We start from the raw sequence: 15,253 nt of genomic DNA on the forward strand, positions 1-15,253 counted from the left end.
TATGGAGTACGCCGTGCGCCTCACCCCAACCCTCAAGGCCGCCGCCGCCGTCGCGGTGCTCCTCGCGGCCACCGCCTGCGGATCGTCCGGCACGGGCTCCTCCGGGGCCACCGGCCTCAACCCGCCCGACCTCAAGGCGCAGTCCAAGCTCGGCAAGACCGAGGGACAGGTCAACCTGATCGCCTGGGCCGGCTATGTCGAGGACGGTTCCAACGACCCCAAGGTCGACTGGGTCAGCGACTTCGAGAAGCAGACCGGCTGCCAGGTCAACTCCAAGGTGGCCGCCAGCTCCGACGAGATGGTCAAGCTGATGAAGACCGGCCAGTACGACGCGGTCTCCGCCTCCGGGGACGCCTCCCTGCGCCTCATCGCGTCGGGTGACGCGGCCCCGGTCAACACCGGCCTCGTACCGAACTACAAGAACGTCTTCAGCGGCCTGAAGAAGGGCGCCTGGAACTCCGTCCACGGCCAGATGTACGGCATCCCGCACGGCCGGGGCGCCAACCTCCTGATGTACAACACCCAGAAGGTCACCCCCGCCCCCACGTCCTGGTCCGCGGTCTTCGACGACGCCTCGGCGAACAAGGGTCACGTCACCGCGTACGACTCGCCGATCTACATCGCCGACGCGGCCCTCTATCTGAAGTCGGCCAGGCCCGAGTTGAAGATCAAGGACCCCTACGCGCTCGACCAGAAGCAGTTCGACGCGGCCGTCGCCCTGCTGAAGAAGCAGAGCGCGAACGTGGGGGAGTACTGGAGCGACTACCTCAAGGAGATCTCCGCCTTCAAGAGCGGTGACTCCGTGGTCGGCACCACCTGGCAGGTCATCGCGAACCTCACGGCCGACGAGGGCGCCAAGGTGAAGGCCTTCGTGCCCAAGGAGGGTTCCACGGGCTGGTCCGACACCTGGATGATCTCCGCCAGGGCCAAGCACCCCAACTGTGCCTACAAGTGGATGGACTGGATCATCTCGCCGAAGGTGAACGCCCAGGTGGCCGAGTACTTCGGTGAGGCGCCCGCCAACTCCGAGGCCTGCCAGTACACCAGCGACAAGACCTTCTGCGACACCTTCCACGCCACCGACGAGAGCTACTGGAAGAACATCGCGTTCTGGAACACGCCCATCGAGCAGTGCCTCGACGGCCGCACCGACGTCAAGTGCGTCCCGTACGCGAAGTGGGTCCAGGCCTGGACCGAGATCAAGGGCTGATCGATCGATGACCTCCACCTCGCAGGCCGCCGGACGCTCCCCCGTCCGGCGGCTCGCGGGGACACTGCACCGACACTCCCGGCTGCGGCTGTCCCTGCTGCTGACCGCACCCCTGCTCTGGCTGGGGGTGCTCTATCTGGGCTCGCTTTCCGTGCTGTTCGTCTCGGCGTTCTGGACGACGAACTCCTTCACTTCCGAGGTCGTGAAGGTCTGGTCGACCGACAACTTCCACACGCTGTTCACCACGCCCGTGTACCGGCAGGTGATCCTGCGCAGCGTCGGCGTCGCCCTCGCGGTCACCGCCCTGTGCGCGGTGATCGCCTTCCCGGTCGCCTTCTACACCGCTCGCATCGCCAGGCCCGGACGGCGCCCGCTGCTCGTCGTCGCCATCCTCACGCCGTTGTGGGCGAGTTACCTCGTCAAGGTGTACGCCTGGCGGCTGATCCTCTCCCAAGGCGGCCTCGCGGACTGGGTGTTGAAGCCGTTCGGGCTGAGCGGACCCGGGTACGGACTGGTGGCGGCGATCATCGCGCTGACCTACCTCTGGCTGCCGTACATGATCCTGCCGATCCACACCGCGCTGGAGCAGCTTCCCGCCAACCTGCTCGACGCGTCAGCGGACTTGGGGGCCGGGGCGAGCCGCACCTTCCGATCGGTGGTGCTGCCGATGGTCCTGCCGTCCGTGGCCGCCGGCTCGGTCTTCACCTTCTCGCTCAGCCTCGGCGACTACATCACCGTGCAGATCGTCGGCGGCAAGACCCAGCTCATCGGCAACGTCGTCTACTCCAACATCGAACTGAACCTGCCCATGGCCGCCGCGCTCGGCACGGTCCCCGTCGTGGTCATCGTGGTGTACCTCCTCGCGATGCGCCGCACGGGCGCCCTGAGCAGTCTCTGAGGAGCCCGCTGTGCAACTCTCCCGCTCCGCGCGCATCGCGCTGCGCGCCGCCGCCGGGCTCGGCTTCGCGTTCATCTACGTGCCGCTCGCGCTCGTCCTGGTCAACTCCTTCAACCGGGACCGCAGCGCCAGTTGGCCGCCGTCCGGGCTCACCTTCCACTGGTGGTCGACCGCCTGGGAGAACGAGGGCGCCCGCGCGGCGCTGTGGGTCTCGGTCAAGGCCGGTCTCGGCGCCACGGCCATCGCGCTGGTGCTGGGCACGCTGATCGCCTTCGCGGTCGCCCGCCACCGGTTCTTCGGCCGGGACGCCATCTCCTTCGTGGTCGTCCTGCCGATCGCGCTGCCCGGCATCGTCACGGGCATCGCGCTCAACTCGGCGTTCAGCACGGTGCTCGAACCGCTCGGCGTCGGACTCGGCATGTTCACCGTGATCGTCGGCCACGCGACCTTCTGCATCGTCGTCGTCTTCAACAACGTGGTCGCGCGACTGCGCCGTACGTCCGGCACGTACGAGGAAGCCGCGATGGATCTCGGCGCGGACACCTTCCGGGCCTTCGTCGACGTCACCTTCCCGCTGGTGCGCTCGGCACTGCTGGCCGGCGGACTGCTCGCCTTCGCGCTGTCCTTCGACGAGATCGTCGTGACGACGTTCACGGCCGGGCCCGGCATCGAGACCCTGCCGATCTGGATCTTCAACAACATGACCAGACCCCGGCAGGCGCCGGTCGTGAACGTGGTGGCCGCCGTGCTCGTCCTGCTCTCGGTGATCCCGATCTACGCGGCGCAGCGGCTGTCCGCGGACACGGCCACCGAGAGCCGGAGCTGACGAACTGCCTGTGCTGGATCACTGGTTGATGCGAGTAAGAGGCGGTCGGGGTCCGTCGCGCACGGACTCCGGCCGCCCCTCGCGGGCAGGTCGAACGGCGGGCTCTCAGCGCTTGGTGGTGCTGTTGAACAGCGAGCGCGACCAGACATAGCCGACCAGGCTGATGCCGGCGCACCAGGCGAGCGAGATCCAGCCGTTGTCGCCGATCGCCGATCCGGAGAGCAGGCCGCGCAGCGTCTCGGTCATCGGTGTGAAGGGCTGGTTCTCCGCGAACCAGCGCAGGCCCGGAGACATCGAGTCGGCCGGTACGAACGCGGAGCCGAGGAACGGCAGGAACTGGACCAGCAGCGGCTTGTTGCTGGCGGACTCGACGGTCTTGGAGATCAGGCCGAGCGCCGCCGACAGCCAGGTCACCGCGAACGCGATGGCCGCGAGCAGGCCCGTGGCGGCAAGCCATTCGAGCGGGCTCGCGTCCGAGCGGAAACCGACGGCGAGTGCGAACCCCACGACCAGGACGATGCTCACCATGGTCTGGATGACGCTGCCGACGACGTGGCCCGTCATGAACGACGAGCGGGTGATGTTCATGGTGCGGAAGCGGTTGATGATGCCCTCGGTCATGTCGGAGCAGACCGCGATCGAGGTCGACATCGCCCCGGCAGCCACGCCCATGACGATGATGCCGGGCGTCAGATACTCCAGGTAGGCGTCCCGGCCGCCGCCCATTCCGGCGCCGATCGAGTCCCCGAAGGCGTACACGAACAGCAGCAGCATCAGGATCGGCATCATGGCGGAGCCGAGCGACACGCTCGGATAGCGGAGCGCGTGCTTGAGGTTGCGCCGCAGCATCGTCATCGAGTCGTGCACGGCGTAGGTGAGGGTGCTCATCGCAGGGTCTCCTTGACGTGAAACGGGGTGCTGGTGCCGGTCCTGGTGGCGCCGTCGCCGGTCAGGGCGAGGAACACGTCGTCGAGGTCGGGGGTGTGCACGGAGAAGTCGGCGGCCCGGATGCCGGCGGTGTCGAGCCGGTCGATCAGGGCGCGCAGCGCGTCGAGGCCGCCGTCGCCCGCCACGCGCAGCGCGAGGTCCTCGTCGTCGCGGGCCGCGCCGGGGAACGCGTCGGCCGCGCGCTCGTACTCGGCGGGCTCGGTGAACCGCAGCCGTACGTGGCTGCCGGGGATCTGCGCCTTGAGCTCGTCGGCGGTGCCCTCGGCGACGATCCGGCCGCCGTCGAGCACGGCGATCCGGTCGGCCAACTGGTCCGCCTCGTCCAGGTATTGGGTGGTGAGGAAGACGGTGGTGCCGCCCGCGACGAGCGAGCGCACCGTGTCCCACATGGTGCGGCGGCTGCGGGGATCGAGCCCGGTCGTCGGCTCGTCCAGGAAGATCACCTGGGGGTCGCCGACCAGCGTCATGGCGAGGTCGAGACGGCGCCGCATACCGCCGGAGAAGGTCGCGGCCCGCTTGTCGGCGACGTCCGCGATGTCGAACCGCTGAAGCAACTCCTTGGTACGGGAGCGCCCTTCGCGCTTGCCGAGGCGCAGCAGGTCGGCCATGAGGAGCAGGTTCTCCTCGGCGGTGAGCAGGTCGTCGAGCGCGGAGAACTGCCCGGTGACGCCGATCGCGGCGCGTACCCCGTCCGGTGAGGTGGCGACATCGTGGCCCGCGACCTGGGCCTGCCCGCCGTCGGCGGCGATGAGCGTGGACAGGATCTGCACGGTGGTGGTCTTGCCGGCGCCGTTGGGCCCGAGCAGCGCGAACACGGAACCGGCCGGGATACGCAGATCGATGCCGTCGAGCACGGTCTTGTCGCCGTACGACTTGCGCAGACCGATGGTGGAGACGGCGGCGGGCGTGTGCGGATCGTCGCTCTGCCTGGGGGTGGGCATGGGCATGACAGAAGAAGGCATGGAGCTCTCCCGTTCGGAGGCTGAGTGAATGAGGGGCCGGAAGAGATAAGGGAACGGGTCCGGAGGAGGCGAAGGCGGCGAGCGGGAACGGTGACTTGAACGGGAACGGTGACGGCGCGGGGACTGGACGGCTCAGGACTTGGCGCGAAGGACGTCGATGTTCCCCCAGTTGCTCCGTGCGCGGACCGTGACGGTCCCCTCGGTCCGCTCCGGGGCCTCGGATGCGGCGAGCATGTTGCGTACCTGCCCGCGGTTGGAACTGACGTCGAGCCAGGCGGCGGTGCCCTCGCGGATGCCGACCTCGATGGAGCCGTTGGAGGTCTCCAACTGGATCTCGCCGCCCATGACTTCGGCGATACGAAGATGCCCGTTGGTCGAGGTGCCGGTGACCGATGCCTCGGCGCGCGTGATGTCGATGCCACCGTTGGCGCCGCTCACCCGCAGGTCGCCGGTCACGGTGCCGACGGTCGTGGCGCCGTGCGAGTTCTTCAGTACGGCGGGTCCGTCGACCCTGCCGACGCGCACGTTGCCGGTGCTGCTCGTGATCTCGGCCATGCCCTCGATCCGGTCCACGGTGATCAAGCCGTGCGACGCGGTCAGCTTCAGCGGTCCGGTGGTGTCGAGGCGGATGTCGCCGCCCGAGTTCTTCAGGCGGACCTCGCCGAGCCGCCCCTCGGCGAGCACCTGGGTCCAGGAGCAGGTCATGTCGACCTGCGAGCCCGTGGGCAGGCCGACCGTCACATCGACGGCGCCGCTGGAACCGACCAGGTGGCGTTGCTTCGTCCTGACCGTCAGGACGCCGCTCGCGTACGCGACCTCGGTCTGCTCGGCGGCCCGTACGTCCCTGTCCTTCTTCGGGTCGAGGGGCCGCACCTCGACGACCGTGTCGGGGCGGTCGCCCGCGGTGAACCGGATGGACCCGGCGGTCACGTTGGCGGTGACCGAGATCGGTTCGGGAGTATCGAAAGAAGGCATGGCTGTACCGTCCTCGTGAGTCCTTGAGCCGCCCCCGCAGGTGGGGCTCGGTGTGGGTGAAGTGGTCCGGTCGCGGGCGCGGCTAGCGCACCCACCCCGTGAAGCTCTGTCCGATCGTGCGGGCCTTCTCCGTCGCGCGCGGTCGCGTGCCGCCGTCGACCGCGGCCGACACGGCCCGCACCAGCCACGCGTTGACCGACAGGCCCTCAAGGTTCGCGGCCTCCTCGGCGCGCGCCTTGAGGTGGGCCGGCAGGCGCAGATTGACGCGGGCGGTGCCGCCCGCGTCGCCGTCCGCGGGCGCCTGCGCCCTGAAGCGTTCGACGGGCGCCTCGGCCGCCTCCGCGGGGCCGCCGTAGGAGGGCGGCGGCGTCACCACGAAGTCGGGGTCCAGCCCGCGCAGCCGTACGTCGACCGAGCCGGGGGCGAGTTCGCGGGTGATCTCGTCCATCGCGGCGGAGAGCACGTTGAGCATGGTCAGACGCGTCGCCGACTCCAGGGGAGCGGTGAGCCGCTCGGCCAGCTCACGGGCTTCTTCCCCGCCGGCTTCGGCGGCCACCGCGAGTTCGCGGCGCAGGGTGTCGACATACGGAGTGAGGTCCATGACGGCATGGTGGCACCACTGTGGCGCCATCCGCAAGCCCGGTTGGCGTTTTGTATGAGGCAGGTTCGAAGGTGACTCCTCTGACCTGCTGAAATGTCGGTGAGTCAACTTGAGTCACGGTGACGCCATGGGTGCCCATGCGCCATCTGGGGGCATGTAATGGTGCCGGGTGGCACCGGATGGCACCAAGGGGGGTCATCCGGTGCCACCCGGTGTCATGTGGCGCCACGTGCCGCCCTGTATGCCGCAGGGGAATGTCGGTCCCCGTCTCGCGGCCCGCCGCGGGGTCGAGGCCGCCCCTCCTGGCAGTCTTCGGGGTCTTCGGATCCCCTATGGGTGATGTGTGACATAGTACTGTTGTGAGCCAGCCCTTTATCTGCGATGTGGTCGTCGTCGGAGCCGGAATGGTGGGCGCCGCCTGCGCCTTGTACGCGGCTCGCGCGGGCCTCGACGTCGCCGTGGTGGACCGCGGTCCGGTGGCCGGCGGCACGACCGGCGCGGGTGAGGGGAACCTGCTCGTCTCCGACAAGGAACCCGGACCGGAACTCGACCTCGCCCTGCTCTCCGGGCGTCTGTGGGCCGACCTCGCCGAGGAACGCGCGAGGTCGATCGAGTACGAGGCCAAGGGCGGCGTCGTCGTGGCCTCCACGCCCGAAGGCCTGGCCGCGCTGGAGACCTTCGCGGCGGGCCAGCGGTCGGCCGGCGTCCTCACCGAACCGGTCGCCGCCGATCAACTGCACGACCTGGAACCGTACTTGGCCCCGGGGCTCGCGGGGGCCGTCCGCTATCCGCAGGACACCCAGGTGATGCCCGCCCTGGCCGCGGCGCATCTTCTACGGGCCTCGGGGGCGCGGCTGCTGACCGGGCGCACCGTGACCGAGGTGCTGCGCGGGAGGGACGGCTCGGTCCGCGGCGTGCGCACCGACCGGGGTGATCTGCACGCACCCGCCGTCGTCAACGCGGCCGGCACCTGGGGCGCCGAGGTGGCCTCCCTCGCGGGCGTCACCCTCCCCGTCCTGCCCCGCAGAGGATTCGTCCTCGTCACCGAGCCGCTGCCGCGCCGGGTGCGCCACAAGGTGTACGCCGCGGACTACGTCGCCGATGTCGCCAGTGATTCGGCCGCTCTTCAGACGTCGCCGGTGGTGGAGGGGACCGCGGCCGGCCCGATCCTGATCGGCGCGAGCCGGGAACGGGTCGGCTTCGACCGGTCGTTCTCGCTGCCCGTCGTACGGCAACTGGCCGCGGGCGCGACACGGCTCTTTCCCTTCCTGTCGCAGGTGCGCGCCCTGCGGGCCTACCTCGGGTTCCGGCCCTACCTGCCCGACCATCTGCCCGCCATCGGCCCCGATCCCCGGGTGCCCGGCCTCTTCCACGCCTGTGGGCACGAGGGGGCGGGCATCGGGCTGTCCACCGGCACCGGACAGCTCATCGCGCAGGTCCTGGCGGGCAGGACACCCGCCCTCGACCTCGCGCCGTTCCGCCCCGAGCGCTTCTCCGAGGAGGCATCGTGAACCCCCTGGACCTCGTACGGGCCGAGCCCGGCCGCGCGTTCACCGTCACCCTCGACGGCCGGGACGTCGAAGTGCTGCCCGGCCGGACCGTCGCCGCCGCGCTGTGGGCCGAGGGCGTCACCTCCTGGCGCACCACCCGGGACGCGGGCCGGCCTCGCGGTGTCTTCTGCGGCATCGGCGTCTGCTTCGACTGCCTCGTCACCGTCAACGACCGCCCCAATCAGCGGGCCTGCCTGGTCCCGCTGGCACCGGGCGACATGATCCGCACGCAGGAAGGCAGCGGCCACGATGACTGACGGACGCCACCACCTCGCGGTGATCGGCGCGGGCCCGGCCGGCCTCGCCGCCGCCCTCGCCGCGGCGGCACGCGGCATCCACGTGACCCTGATCGACTCGGGCGTGGCGGCGGGCGGACAGTTCTACCGCCGGCCCGCGAGCGGTCTCGGCGCCAGGCGGCCCAAGGCGCTGCACCACCAGTGGCGCACCTGGGAACGGCTGGAGCAGGGGCTCGCCGGACACCTGGAGGCAGGCACCATAAGACAGTTGACGGACCATCATGTCTGGCTGGTCGAACAGGCCGGAGCGGCGATCGGCGCACGGCCGCCCGGATTCACCGTCCACGCCCTCCTCGGGCCCCTCCAGGAGCGTTCGGTCGCCGTGCGCGCCGACGCCGTGCTCCTCGCCACCGGTGGCTACGAGAAAGTACTGCCCTTCCCCGGCTGGACCCTGCCCGGAGTCGTGACCGCGGGCGGGGCCCAGGCCATGCTCAAGGGCGGTCTCGTCGTGCCGGGCCGAAGGGCCGTCGTCGCGGGTACCGGACCTCTGCTGCTGCCCGTGGCGACCGGACTGGCCGCCGCCGGGGTCGAGGTCGCCGCGCTCGTGGAGTCCGCCGATCCGAGAGGCTTCATCCGCCGGGCCGGGGCGCTGGCGGCCCAGCCCGGCAAAGTCGTCGAGGGAATCCGGTACGCGGCCCAACTCCTGCGCCATCGCGTGCCGTTCGTTCCCCTGCACACCGTCGTCGAAGCCCACGGAGAGGAGCGGCTCGAAGCCGTCACCGTCGCCGCACTCGGCCCCGACGGGCGGGTGCGGCCCGGATCCGGGCGCCGCGTCCCCTGCGACACGCTCGCCGTCGGGCACGGGATGATCCCGCACACGGATCTCGCCGAGACGCTCGGCTGCCGTATCGACGGGTCGAGGGTCGCCGTGGACGACGAGCAGCGCACCGACGTACCTGGTGTCTGGGCCGCGGGTGAGACCACCGGCATCGGTGGCGCCGCTCTCTCCCTGGCCGAGGGGCACCTCGCGGGCCGGTCGATCGCCGCCCGGCTCTCCGGCGCCGGACCCGACCCGCGCGCTGCGGCCCGAGCCGTCAAGTCCCGTACGAGGATGCGGTCGTTCTCCGCGGCGCTCGACGCGGTGTACGCGCCGCCCGAGCACTGGACGGACCAGGTCACCGACGACACCGTCGTGTGCCGCTGCGAGGAGGTCACGGGTGGCCGTGTCCGCGAGGCCGTCGCCGAACTCGGCGCGGGCGACGTACGGACGGTCAAACTGCTCACCCGCGCCGGGATGGGGTGGTGCCAGGGCCGGATGTGCGAACCCGCGGTCGCCGGACTCGCCGGCTGCGAACAGACGCCCGTACGAAGGCTGTTGGCGCGACCGGTGCCGCTCGGCGTACTCGCCGACACCGGTGCGGAGGACGACGACCCGTCACCGGGCGCGAGCCGGCCCCCGGCCGGTGCGGACGACGACCCGTCACCTGGCGTGGGCCGGCCCCCGGCCCGGCGGTGACCCGCCCCGACCCGCCTCGCCGACCCCATGCCGACGCGCTCCCTCGTCGACGCGGGCCGTGCCGGCGTACCCCCTGGCGACATGACCCCGCTCCCGCTCCCACGCTCCACCTCGCTCGACAGTAAAATGTCACACCCTATTGAGAGGGATGAGTACCTCATGACCGTCACCCCCGACAGCCGTCCCTGGCGTGGAGTCCTCGTCGCCACCGCGCTCCCGCTGAACGACGACCTCTCCGTGGACTACGACCGGTACGCCGAGCACTGCTCCTGGCTCGTCGAGAACGGCTGCGACGGCGTCGTACCGAACGGTTCGCTCGGCGAGTACCAGGTGCTCACGCCCGAAGAGCGCGCCAAGGTCGTCGAGACCGCCGTCGCCGCGATCGGCGGGTCCCGGGTGATGCCCGGCGTCGCCGCGTACGGCTCCGCCGAGGCCCGCCGCTGGGCCGAGCAGGCGAGGGACGCGGGCTGCGGCGCCGTGATGCTGCTGCCGCCCAACTCCTACCGCGCGGACGAGCGTTCCGTCCTCGCCCACTACGAAGAGGTCTCCCGGGCGGGCGTCCCGGTCGTCGCGTACAACAACCCGATCGACACCAAGGTCGACCTGGTGCCCGAACTCCTCGCGAAACTGCACGCCGCCGGATTCGTCCAGGGCGTCAAGGAGTTCTCCGGCGATGTGCGCCGCGCCTACCGCATCGCCGAACTCGCCCCGGAACTCGACCTGTTGATCGGAGCCGACGACGTCCTGCTCGAACTCGCCGTCGCGGGCGCCAAGGGCTGGGTGGCCGGCTACCCGAACGCGCTGCCCCGCGCGAGCGTCGAGCTCTACCGCGCCGCCGTCGCCGGTGACCTCGACACGGCGGGCAAGCTCTACCGCCGGCTGCACCCGCTGCTCCGCTGGGACTCCCAGGCCGAGTTCGTCCAGGCCATCAAGCTGTCCATGGACATAGTCGGCCGCCACGGAGGTCCGGTCCGGCCGCCACGCGTCCCGCTGCTGCCCGAGCAGGAGGCCGCCGTACGCCTGGCCACGGACGGGGCCGTCGCCGCCGGTCTCGCCTGAGCCGTCACCGACCTCCAGCCACCCGCCGACACCACCCAGGAGTCCCATGCGCAGCAAACTCGTCCTGCACGCCGTCGACTCGCACACCGAGGGCATGCCCACCCGGGTGATCACCGGCGGGATCGGCACGGTCCCGGGCGCGACCATGAACGAGCGGCGGCTCCACTTCCGCGACCACCGCGACGACATCAAGCGGCTCCTGATGAACGAGCCGCGCGGCCACGCGGCGATGAGCGGTGCCATCCTCCAGCCGTCCACCCGCCCGGACTGCGACTACGGCGTGATCTACATCGAGGTGTCGGGCTATCTGCCGATGTGCGGACACGGCACGATCGGCGTGGCGACCGTCCTGGTGGAGACCGGCATGGTCGAGGTCGTCGAGCCCGTCACGACGATCCGGCTCGACACCCCGGCGGGCCTCGTCGTCGCCGAGGTCGCCGTCGAGGACGGCGCGGCCAAGGCGGTCACGCTCAGGAACGTGCCGTCCTTCGCCGTCGGCCTCGACCGCGAGGCCACCCTCGCCGACGGGCGCACGGTGACGTACGACCTGGCCTATGGCGGGAACTTCTACGCGATCCTGCCGCTGGAGGAGTTCGGCCTGCCCTTCGACCGCTCCCGCAAGGACGAGATCCTGGCGGCGGGACTGGCGCTGATGGACGCGGTCAACGCCGAGGGCGAGCCCGTGCACCCCGAGAACCCGTCCATCCGCGGCTGCCACCACGTCCATCTGTACGCGCCCGGGGCGACGGCCCGCTTCTCGCGGCACGCGATGGCGATCCACCCCGGCTGGTTCGACCGTTCACCCTGCGGTACGGGCACCAGCGCGCGCATGGCCCAGCTGCACGCGCGCGGACAACTCCCGCTGGACACCGAGTTCGTGAACGAGTCCTTCATCGGGACGCGGTTCACCGGGCGGCTGCTCGGCACCACCGAGGTGGCCGGAACGCCCGCCGTGCTGCCCAGCTTCACCGGTCGCGCCTGGATCACGGGAACCGCCCAGTACCTGCTCGACCCCTCGGACCCGTTCCCGGCCGGGTTCGTCCTGTGAGCGGCCCCGCTCCGGGACGTAGATACTGGAGGTCCGAGTAATACGTGATATGGCACAAGGCCGACGCGGCAGGACGACCGCGCACCGGCCCGTACGACCCGTACGAGGAGACCCCGATGGCCGACCGGCGCAGCAGCGCACCCTCAGCCGCTCCCGACCTGCCCACGCTGGGCGGCAGACGGAGCAGCTTTCGCGAGCGCGTGGCCGACGCGCTGCGCGCCGCGCTGATCGCGGGCGAACTGCGGCCCGGCGAGGTCTACTCCGCGCCCACGCTGGCCGCCCGTTTCGGTGTCTCGGCGACCCCGGTCCGCGAGGCCATGCTCGACCTGGCCAAGGAGGGTCTGGTCGACACGGTCCCCAACAAGGGGTTCCGGGTCACGGCGGTCTCCGAGAAGCAGCTCGACGAGTACACCCACATCCGCTCGCTCGTCGAGATCCCGACCGTCGTGCGGCTGGCCACCACGGCGGACCCCGTCTCGCTGGAGGCGCTGCGTCCGGCCGCCCGGGAGATCGTGACCGCGGCGGCGGCCGGTGACCTCATCGCCTACGTGGAGGCGGACATCCGCTTCCACCTCGGTCTGCTGGCCCTCGCGGGAAACTCCCATCTGGTCGAGGTCGTCGGCGACCTGCGCAAGCGCTCGCGCCTGTACGGGCTCGACGCCCTGGTCGAGGCCGGCCGTCTGGAGGCCTCGGCCCGGGAGCACCTGGAACTCCTCGACGCCCTCCTGGAGCGCGACGAGCGCGCCGTGCGCGCGGTGATGACACGCCATCTGGGGCATGTCCGCGGACTGTGGGCGGCGCCCTGAGGGGTCCACCGGCGCGAGCGGGAAGAGGCCGAACTTCTACGCAAGCAGCTTGCATTTCTTGCGCTATTCTTGCGCGCATGACGCGACGACTTGCTCAGGTGGCGAAGAAGGTCGGGGTCAGCGAGGCCACGGTCAGCCGGGTGCTCAACGGCAAGCCCGGAGTCTCCGACTCCACCAGGCAGGCGGTCCTCTCCGCCCTCGACGTCCTCGGCTACGAGCGGCCGACCCAGTTGCGCGGCGAACGCGCGCGGCTCGTCGGTCTCGTCCTGCCCGAGCTGCAGAACCCGATCTTCCCGGCCTTCGCCGAAGTGATCGGCGGGGCGCTCGCGCAGCTCGGCCTCACTCCCGTGCTGTGCACCCAGACCAAGGGCGGTGTCTCCGAGGCCGACTACGTGGAACTGCTGCTCCAGCAGCAGGTGTCCGGCGTGGTGTTCGCCGGCGGTCTGTACGCGCAGGCCGACGCGCCGCACGACCACTACCGCCAGCTCGCGGACCGCAACATTCCGGTGGTGCTGGTCAACGCGGCCATCGAGCACCTCGGCTTCCCCTGTGTCTCCTGCGACGACGCCGTCGCGGTCGAGCAGGCCTGGCGTCATCTCGACTCGCTCGGCCACGAGCGGATCGGACTCGTCCTCGGCCCCGGCGACCACATGCCCTCGGGCCGCAAGCTCGCGGCGGCCCGCGCCCTCTCGCCGGAACTGCCCGACGAGTACGTGGCGCGGGCGATGTTCTCGCTGGAAGGCGGACAGGCCGCGGCCACCCGGCTGCTCGACCGGGGGGTCACCGGCATCATCTGCGCCAGCGACCCGCTCGCGCTCGGCGCCGTAAGGGCCGCCCGCCGCAAGGGGCTCGGCGTCCCCGGCGAGATCTCCGTCGTCGGGTACGACGACTCGGCGTTCATGAACTGCACCGAACCGCCGCTGACCACGGTCCGCCAGCCGATCGAGGCCATGGGGCGTGCCGCCGTGGAACTGCTGAGCGCGCAGATCGGCGGCAGCAGCGTGACCGCCGAAGAGCTCCTGTTCGAACCGGAGTTGGTGGTGCGCGGGTCGACCGGCCAGGCGCCCCGCGGCTGAGGTGCGGGGCCGGCGTCCCCGACGGAGGCCCGCAACCACCTGCCACGCGACCCCCAATCGCTGTCAAATAATTACAGATTCTGCGCGACATCTTGCGGACAGATGTCGGCGGTGCTTGAGTGTGCGGCGCCAGAACACGGCGGCACGCCCGCCGTGGGCCTTCCTCGCTCCAGCCCGAAGGGGTCCACCAATGAGAAGTACCGGGTTCCGCCGTACCTTCGTCATGCTCATGGCGTCCTCCGTCGCGCTCACCGCCGCAGGCTGCGGTTCGAGCGGCGACGACGCGGCCAACGGAAAGACCCGCATCACGGTCAACTGCGAGCCGCCGAAGAGCGCCAAGGTCGACCGCTCGTTCTTCGACGCCGACATCAAGGCGTTCGAGAAGGCCAACTCCGGCATCGACGTCGTCGCGCACGACGCGTTCCCGTGTCAGGACCCCAAGACCTTCGACGCCAAGCTCGCCGGGGGTCAGATGGAGGACGTGTTCTACACGTACTTCACCGACGCCAAGCACGTCGTCGACGTCAACCAGGCCGCGGACATCACGAGTTACGTCAAGGACCTCAAGAGCTACAGCACCATCCAGCAGCAACTGCGGGACATCTACACCGTGGACGGCAAGATCTACGGCGTCCCGCGCACCGGCTACTCGATGGGCCTCATCTACAACAAGAAGCTCTTCCAGCAGGCGGGCCTCGACCCCGACAAGCCCCCGGCCACCTGGGACGAGCTGCGCGCGGACGCCAAGAAGATCGCCGGGCTCGGCAAGGGAACGGTCGGATACGCCGACTACAGCGCCCAGAACCAGGGTGGTTGGCACTTCACCGCCGAGCTGTACTCGCAGGGCGGCAACGTCGTCGCCGAGGACGGCAAGACGGCGACCGTCGACACCCCCGAGGGCAAGGCGGTCCTGCAGAACCTGAAGGACATGCGCTGGGGCGACAACTCCATGGGCAGCAAGCAGCTGTTGGTCATCAACGACGTCCAGCAGATGATGGGCTCCGGCAAGCTCGGCATGTACCTGTCCGCGCCCGACAACATCCCGATCCTGGTCAAGGAGAAGGGCGGCAACTACAACGACCTCGCCCTCGCGCCCATGCCCGGCGGCAAGGGCACGCTCATCGGCGGCGACGGCTACATGTTCAACAAGAAGGACACCCCGGCGCAGATCAAGGCCGGCCTCAAGTGGCTCGACCACATGTTCCTGACGCCCGGATCAGGCTTCCTCGGTGACTACGCCCGCGCGAAGCAGAACAACGCCCCCGTCGGACTGCCCGAGCCGCGGCTGTTCACCGGTGCCGCCGACGCCAAGGACCAGCAGGTCAAGAAGGCCAACGCCAACGTGCCGGTGGAGAACTACCAGGCCTTCCTCGACGGCAACCAGAGCCTGCAGATGAAGATCGAGCCCCCGCAGGCCCAGCAGATCTACTCCGTCCTCGACGCCGCCGTGTCCGCCGTCCTCACCAAGAAGGACGCCGACATCGACCAGCTCCTCAAGGACGCCTCCGGCAAGATCGACTCCATCCTGGCCCGAGGCTGACA

15 protein-coding genes are annotated in these 15,253 nt (G+C 70.3%); 11 read left to right on the plus strand and 4 right to left on the minus strand.

Annotated features, from left to right (window positions below):
- Position 1 precedes the first annotated feature (1 nt).
- From ACZ6KY_RS09350 to ACZ6KY_RS09360, 3 genes are read left to right on the plus strand one after another with little or no spacing between them, the layout of a single operon-like run.
- Positions 2-1,210, plus strand: a complete 1,209-nt coding sequence (locus tag ACZ6KY_RS09350) for an ABC transporter substrate-binding protein (RefSeq protein WP_469309691.1) — start codon at positions 2-4, stop codon at positions 1,208-1,210.
- A 7-nt stretch (positions 1,211-1,217) separates the two neighbouring features.
- On the plus strand, positions 1,218-2,108 hold the full coding sequence (locus ACZ6KY_RS09355) for an ABC transporter permease (protein ID WP_469309692.1): 891 nt from the start codon (positions 1,218-1,220) through the stop codon (positions 2,106-2,108).
- A gap of 10 nt (positions 2,109-2,118) precedes the next feature.
- Positions 2,119-2,934, plus strand: coding sequence for an ABC transporter permease (locus tag ACZ6KY_RS09360; protein WP_469309693.1), 816 nt, complete (start codon positions 2,119-2,121; stop codon positions 2,932-2,934).
- 105 nt (positions 2,935-3,039) lie between these two features.
- On the opposite strand, the gene ACZ6KY_RS09365 is transcribed toward ACZ6KY_RS09360, so the two are convergent.
- From ACZ6KY_RS09365 to ACZ6KY_RS09380, 4 genes are all read right to left on the minus strand, one after another.
- Complete coding sequence (locus tag ACZ6KY_RS09365; RefSeq protein WP_469309694.1) at positions 3,040-3,822, minus strand: ABC transporter permease; 783 nt, start codon at positions 3,820-3,822, stop codon at positions 3,040-3,042.
- Positions 3,819-4,844: an ATP-binding cassette domain-containing protein gene (locus ACZ6KY_RS09370; protein WP_469309695.1), complete on the minus strand. Its 1,026-nt coding sequence runs from the start codon at positions 4,842-4,844 to the stop codon at positions 3,819-3,821. Before ACZ6KY_RS09370 ends, ACZ6KY_RS09365 begins: the two co-directional genes overlap by 4 nt.
- Positions 4,845-4,976: 132 nt before the next feature.
- Positions 4,977-5,819, minus strand: a complete 843-nt coding sequence (locus ACZ6KY_RS09375; RefSeq protein WP_469309696.1) for a DUF4097 family beta strand repeat-containing protein — start codon at positions 5,817-5,819, stop codon at positions 4,977-4,979.
- A gap of 82 nt (positions 5,820-5,901) precedes the next feature.
- The gene (locus tag ACZ6KY_RS09380; RefSeq protein ID WP_469309697.1) at positions 5,902-6,420 is read right to left on the minus strand and encodes a toxin-antitoxin system HicB family antitoxin; all 519 of its coding nucleotides are present in this window, start codon (positions 6,418-6,420) and stop codon (positions 5,902-5,904) included.
- A 359-nt stretch (positions 6,421-6,779) separates the two neighbouring features.
- On the opposite strand from ACZ6KY_RS09380, the gene ACZ6KY_RS09385 reads away from it, so the two are divergent.
- The 8 genes from ACZ6KY_RS09385 (at position 6,780) to ACZ6KY_RS09420 (ending at position 15,251) form a co-directional block, all read left to right on the plus strand.
- Positions 6,780-7,931 (plus strand): NAD(P)/FAD-dependent oxidoreductase, encoded by a 1,152-nt coding sequence (locus ACZ6KY_RS09385; protein ID WP_469309698.1) that lies wholly within the window; start codon positions 6,780-6,782, stop codon positions 7,929-7,931.
- Complete coding sequence (locus tag ACZ6KY_RS09390; RefSeq protein ID WP_469309699.1) at positions 7,928-8,227, plus strand: (2Fe-2S)-binding protein; 300 nt, start codon at positions 7,928-7,930, stop codon at positions 8,225-8,227. Before ACZ6KY_RS09385 ends, ACZ6KY_RS09390 begins: the two co-directional genes overlap by 4 nt.
- Entirely contained in the window at positions 8,220-9,722 is a 1,503-nt protein-coding gene (locus tag ACZ6KY_RS09395) for an FAD-dependent oxidoreductase (RefSeq protein ID WP_469309700.1), read from the plus strand. Before ACZ6KY_RS09390 ends, ACZ6KY_RS09395 begins: the two co-directional genes overlap by 8 nt.
- Positions 9,723-9,881: 159 nt before the next feature.
- Positions 9,882-10,781, plus strand: a complete 900-nt coding sequence (locus tag ACZ6KY_RS09400; protein ID WP_469309701.1) for a dihydrodipicolinate synthase family protein — start codon at positions 9,882-9,884, stop codon at positions 10,779-10,781.
- A gap of 46 nt (positions 10,782-10,827) precedes the next feature.
- A complete protein-coding gene (locus ACZ6KY_RS09405; protein WP_469309702.1) occupies positions 10,828-11,829 on the plus strand; it encodes a proline racemase family protein in 1,002 nt (333 codons plus the stop codon).
- Positions 11,830-11,945: 116 nt separating this feature from the next.
- On the plus strand, positions 11,946-12,635 hold the full coding sequence (locus tag ACZ6KY_RS09410; RefSeq protein ID WP_469309824.1) for a GntR family transcriptional regulator: 690 nt from the start codon (positions 11,946-11,948) through the stop codon (positions 12,633-12,635).
- 77 nt (positions 12,636-12,712) lie between these two features.
- Positions 12,713-13,711 (plus strand): LacI family DNA-binding transcriptional regulator, encoded by a 999-nt coding sequence (locus tag ACZ6KY_RS09415; RefSeq protein ID WP_469309703.1) that lies wholly within the window; start codon positions 12,713-12,715, stop codon positions 13,709-13,711.
- 190 nt (positions 13,712-13,901) lie between these two features.
- Complete coding sequence (locus ACZ6KY_RS09420) at positions 13,902-15,251, plus strand: ABC transporter substrate-binding protein (protein WP_469309704.1); 1,350 nt, start codon at positions 13,902-13,904, stop codon at positions 15,249-15,251.
- Positions 15,252-15,253 lie beyond the last annotated feature (2 nt).

This window comes from Streptomyces sp. NPDC042002, from assembly GCF_055588305.1.

What these genes read in the sequence shown, in the direction of transcription:
- ACZ6KY_RS09415 (WP_469309703.1), top strand. Translation starts at nt 12,713, where the DNA reads ATGACGCGACGACTTGCTCAGGTGGCGAAGAAGGTCGGGGTCAGCGAG.
- ACZ6KY_RS09365 (WP_469309694.1), bottom strand. Translation starts at nt 3,822, where the DNA reads ATGAGCACCCTCACCTACGCCGTGCACGACTCGATGACGATGCTGCGG.
- ACZ6KY_RS09420 (WP_469309704.1), top strand. Translation starts at nt 13,902, where the DNA reads ATGAGAAGTACCGGGTTCCGCCGTACCTTCGTCATGCTCATGGCGTCC.
- ACZ6KY_RS09370 (WP_469309695.1), bottom strand. Translation starts at nt 4,844, where the DNA reads ATGCCTTCTTCTGTCATGCCCATGCCCACCCCCAGGCAGAGCGACGAT.
- ACZ6KY_RS09375 (WP_469309696.1), bottom strand. Translation starts at nt 5,819, where the DNA reads ATGCCTTCTTTCGATACTCCCGAACCGATCTCGGTCACCGCCAACGTG.
- ACZ6KY_RS09350 (WP_469309691.1), top strand. Translation starts at nt 2, where the DNA reads ATGGAGTACGCCGTGCGCCTCACCCCAACCCTCAAGGCCGCCGCCGCC.
- ACZ6KY_RS09380 (WP_469309697.1), bottom strand. Translation starts at nt 6,420, where the DNA reads ATGGACCTCACTCCGTATGTCGACACCCTGCGCCGCGAACTCGCGGTG.
- ACZ6KY_RS09405 (WP_469309702.1), top strand. Translation starts at nt 10,828, where the DNA reads ATGCGCAGCAAACTCGTCCTGCACGCCGTCGACTCGCACACCGAGGGC.
- ACZ6KY_RS09410 (WP_469309824.1), top strand. Translation starts at nt 11,946, where the DNA reads ATGGCCGACCGGCGCAGCAGCGCACCCTCAGCCGCTCCCGACCTGCCC.
- ACZ6KY_RS09355 (WP_469309692.1), top strand. Translation starts at nt 1,218, where the DNA reads ATGACCTCCACCTCGCAGGCCGCCGGACGCTCCCCCGTCCGGCGGCTC.
- ACZ6KY_RS09395 (WP_469309700.1), top strand. Translation starts at nt 8,220, where the DNA reads ATGACTGACGGACGCCACCACCTCGCGGTGATCGGCGCGGGCCCGGCC.
- ACZ6KY_RS09400 (WP_469309701.1), top strand. Translation starts at nt 9,882, where the DNA reads ATGACCGTCACCCCCGACAGCCGTCCCTGGCGTGGAGTCCTCGTCGCC.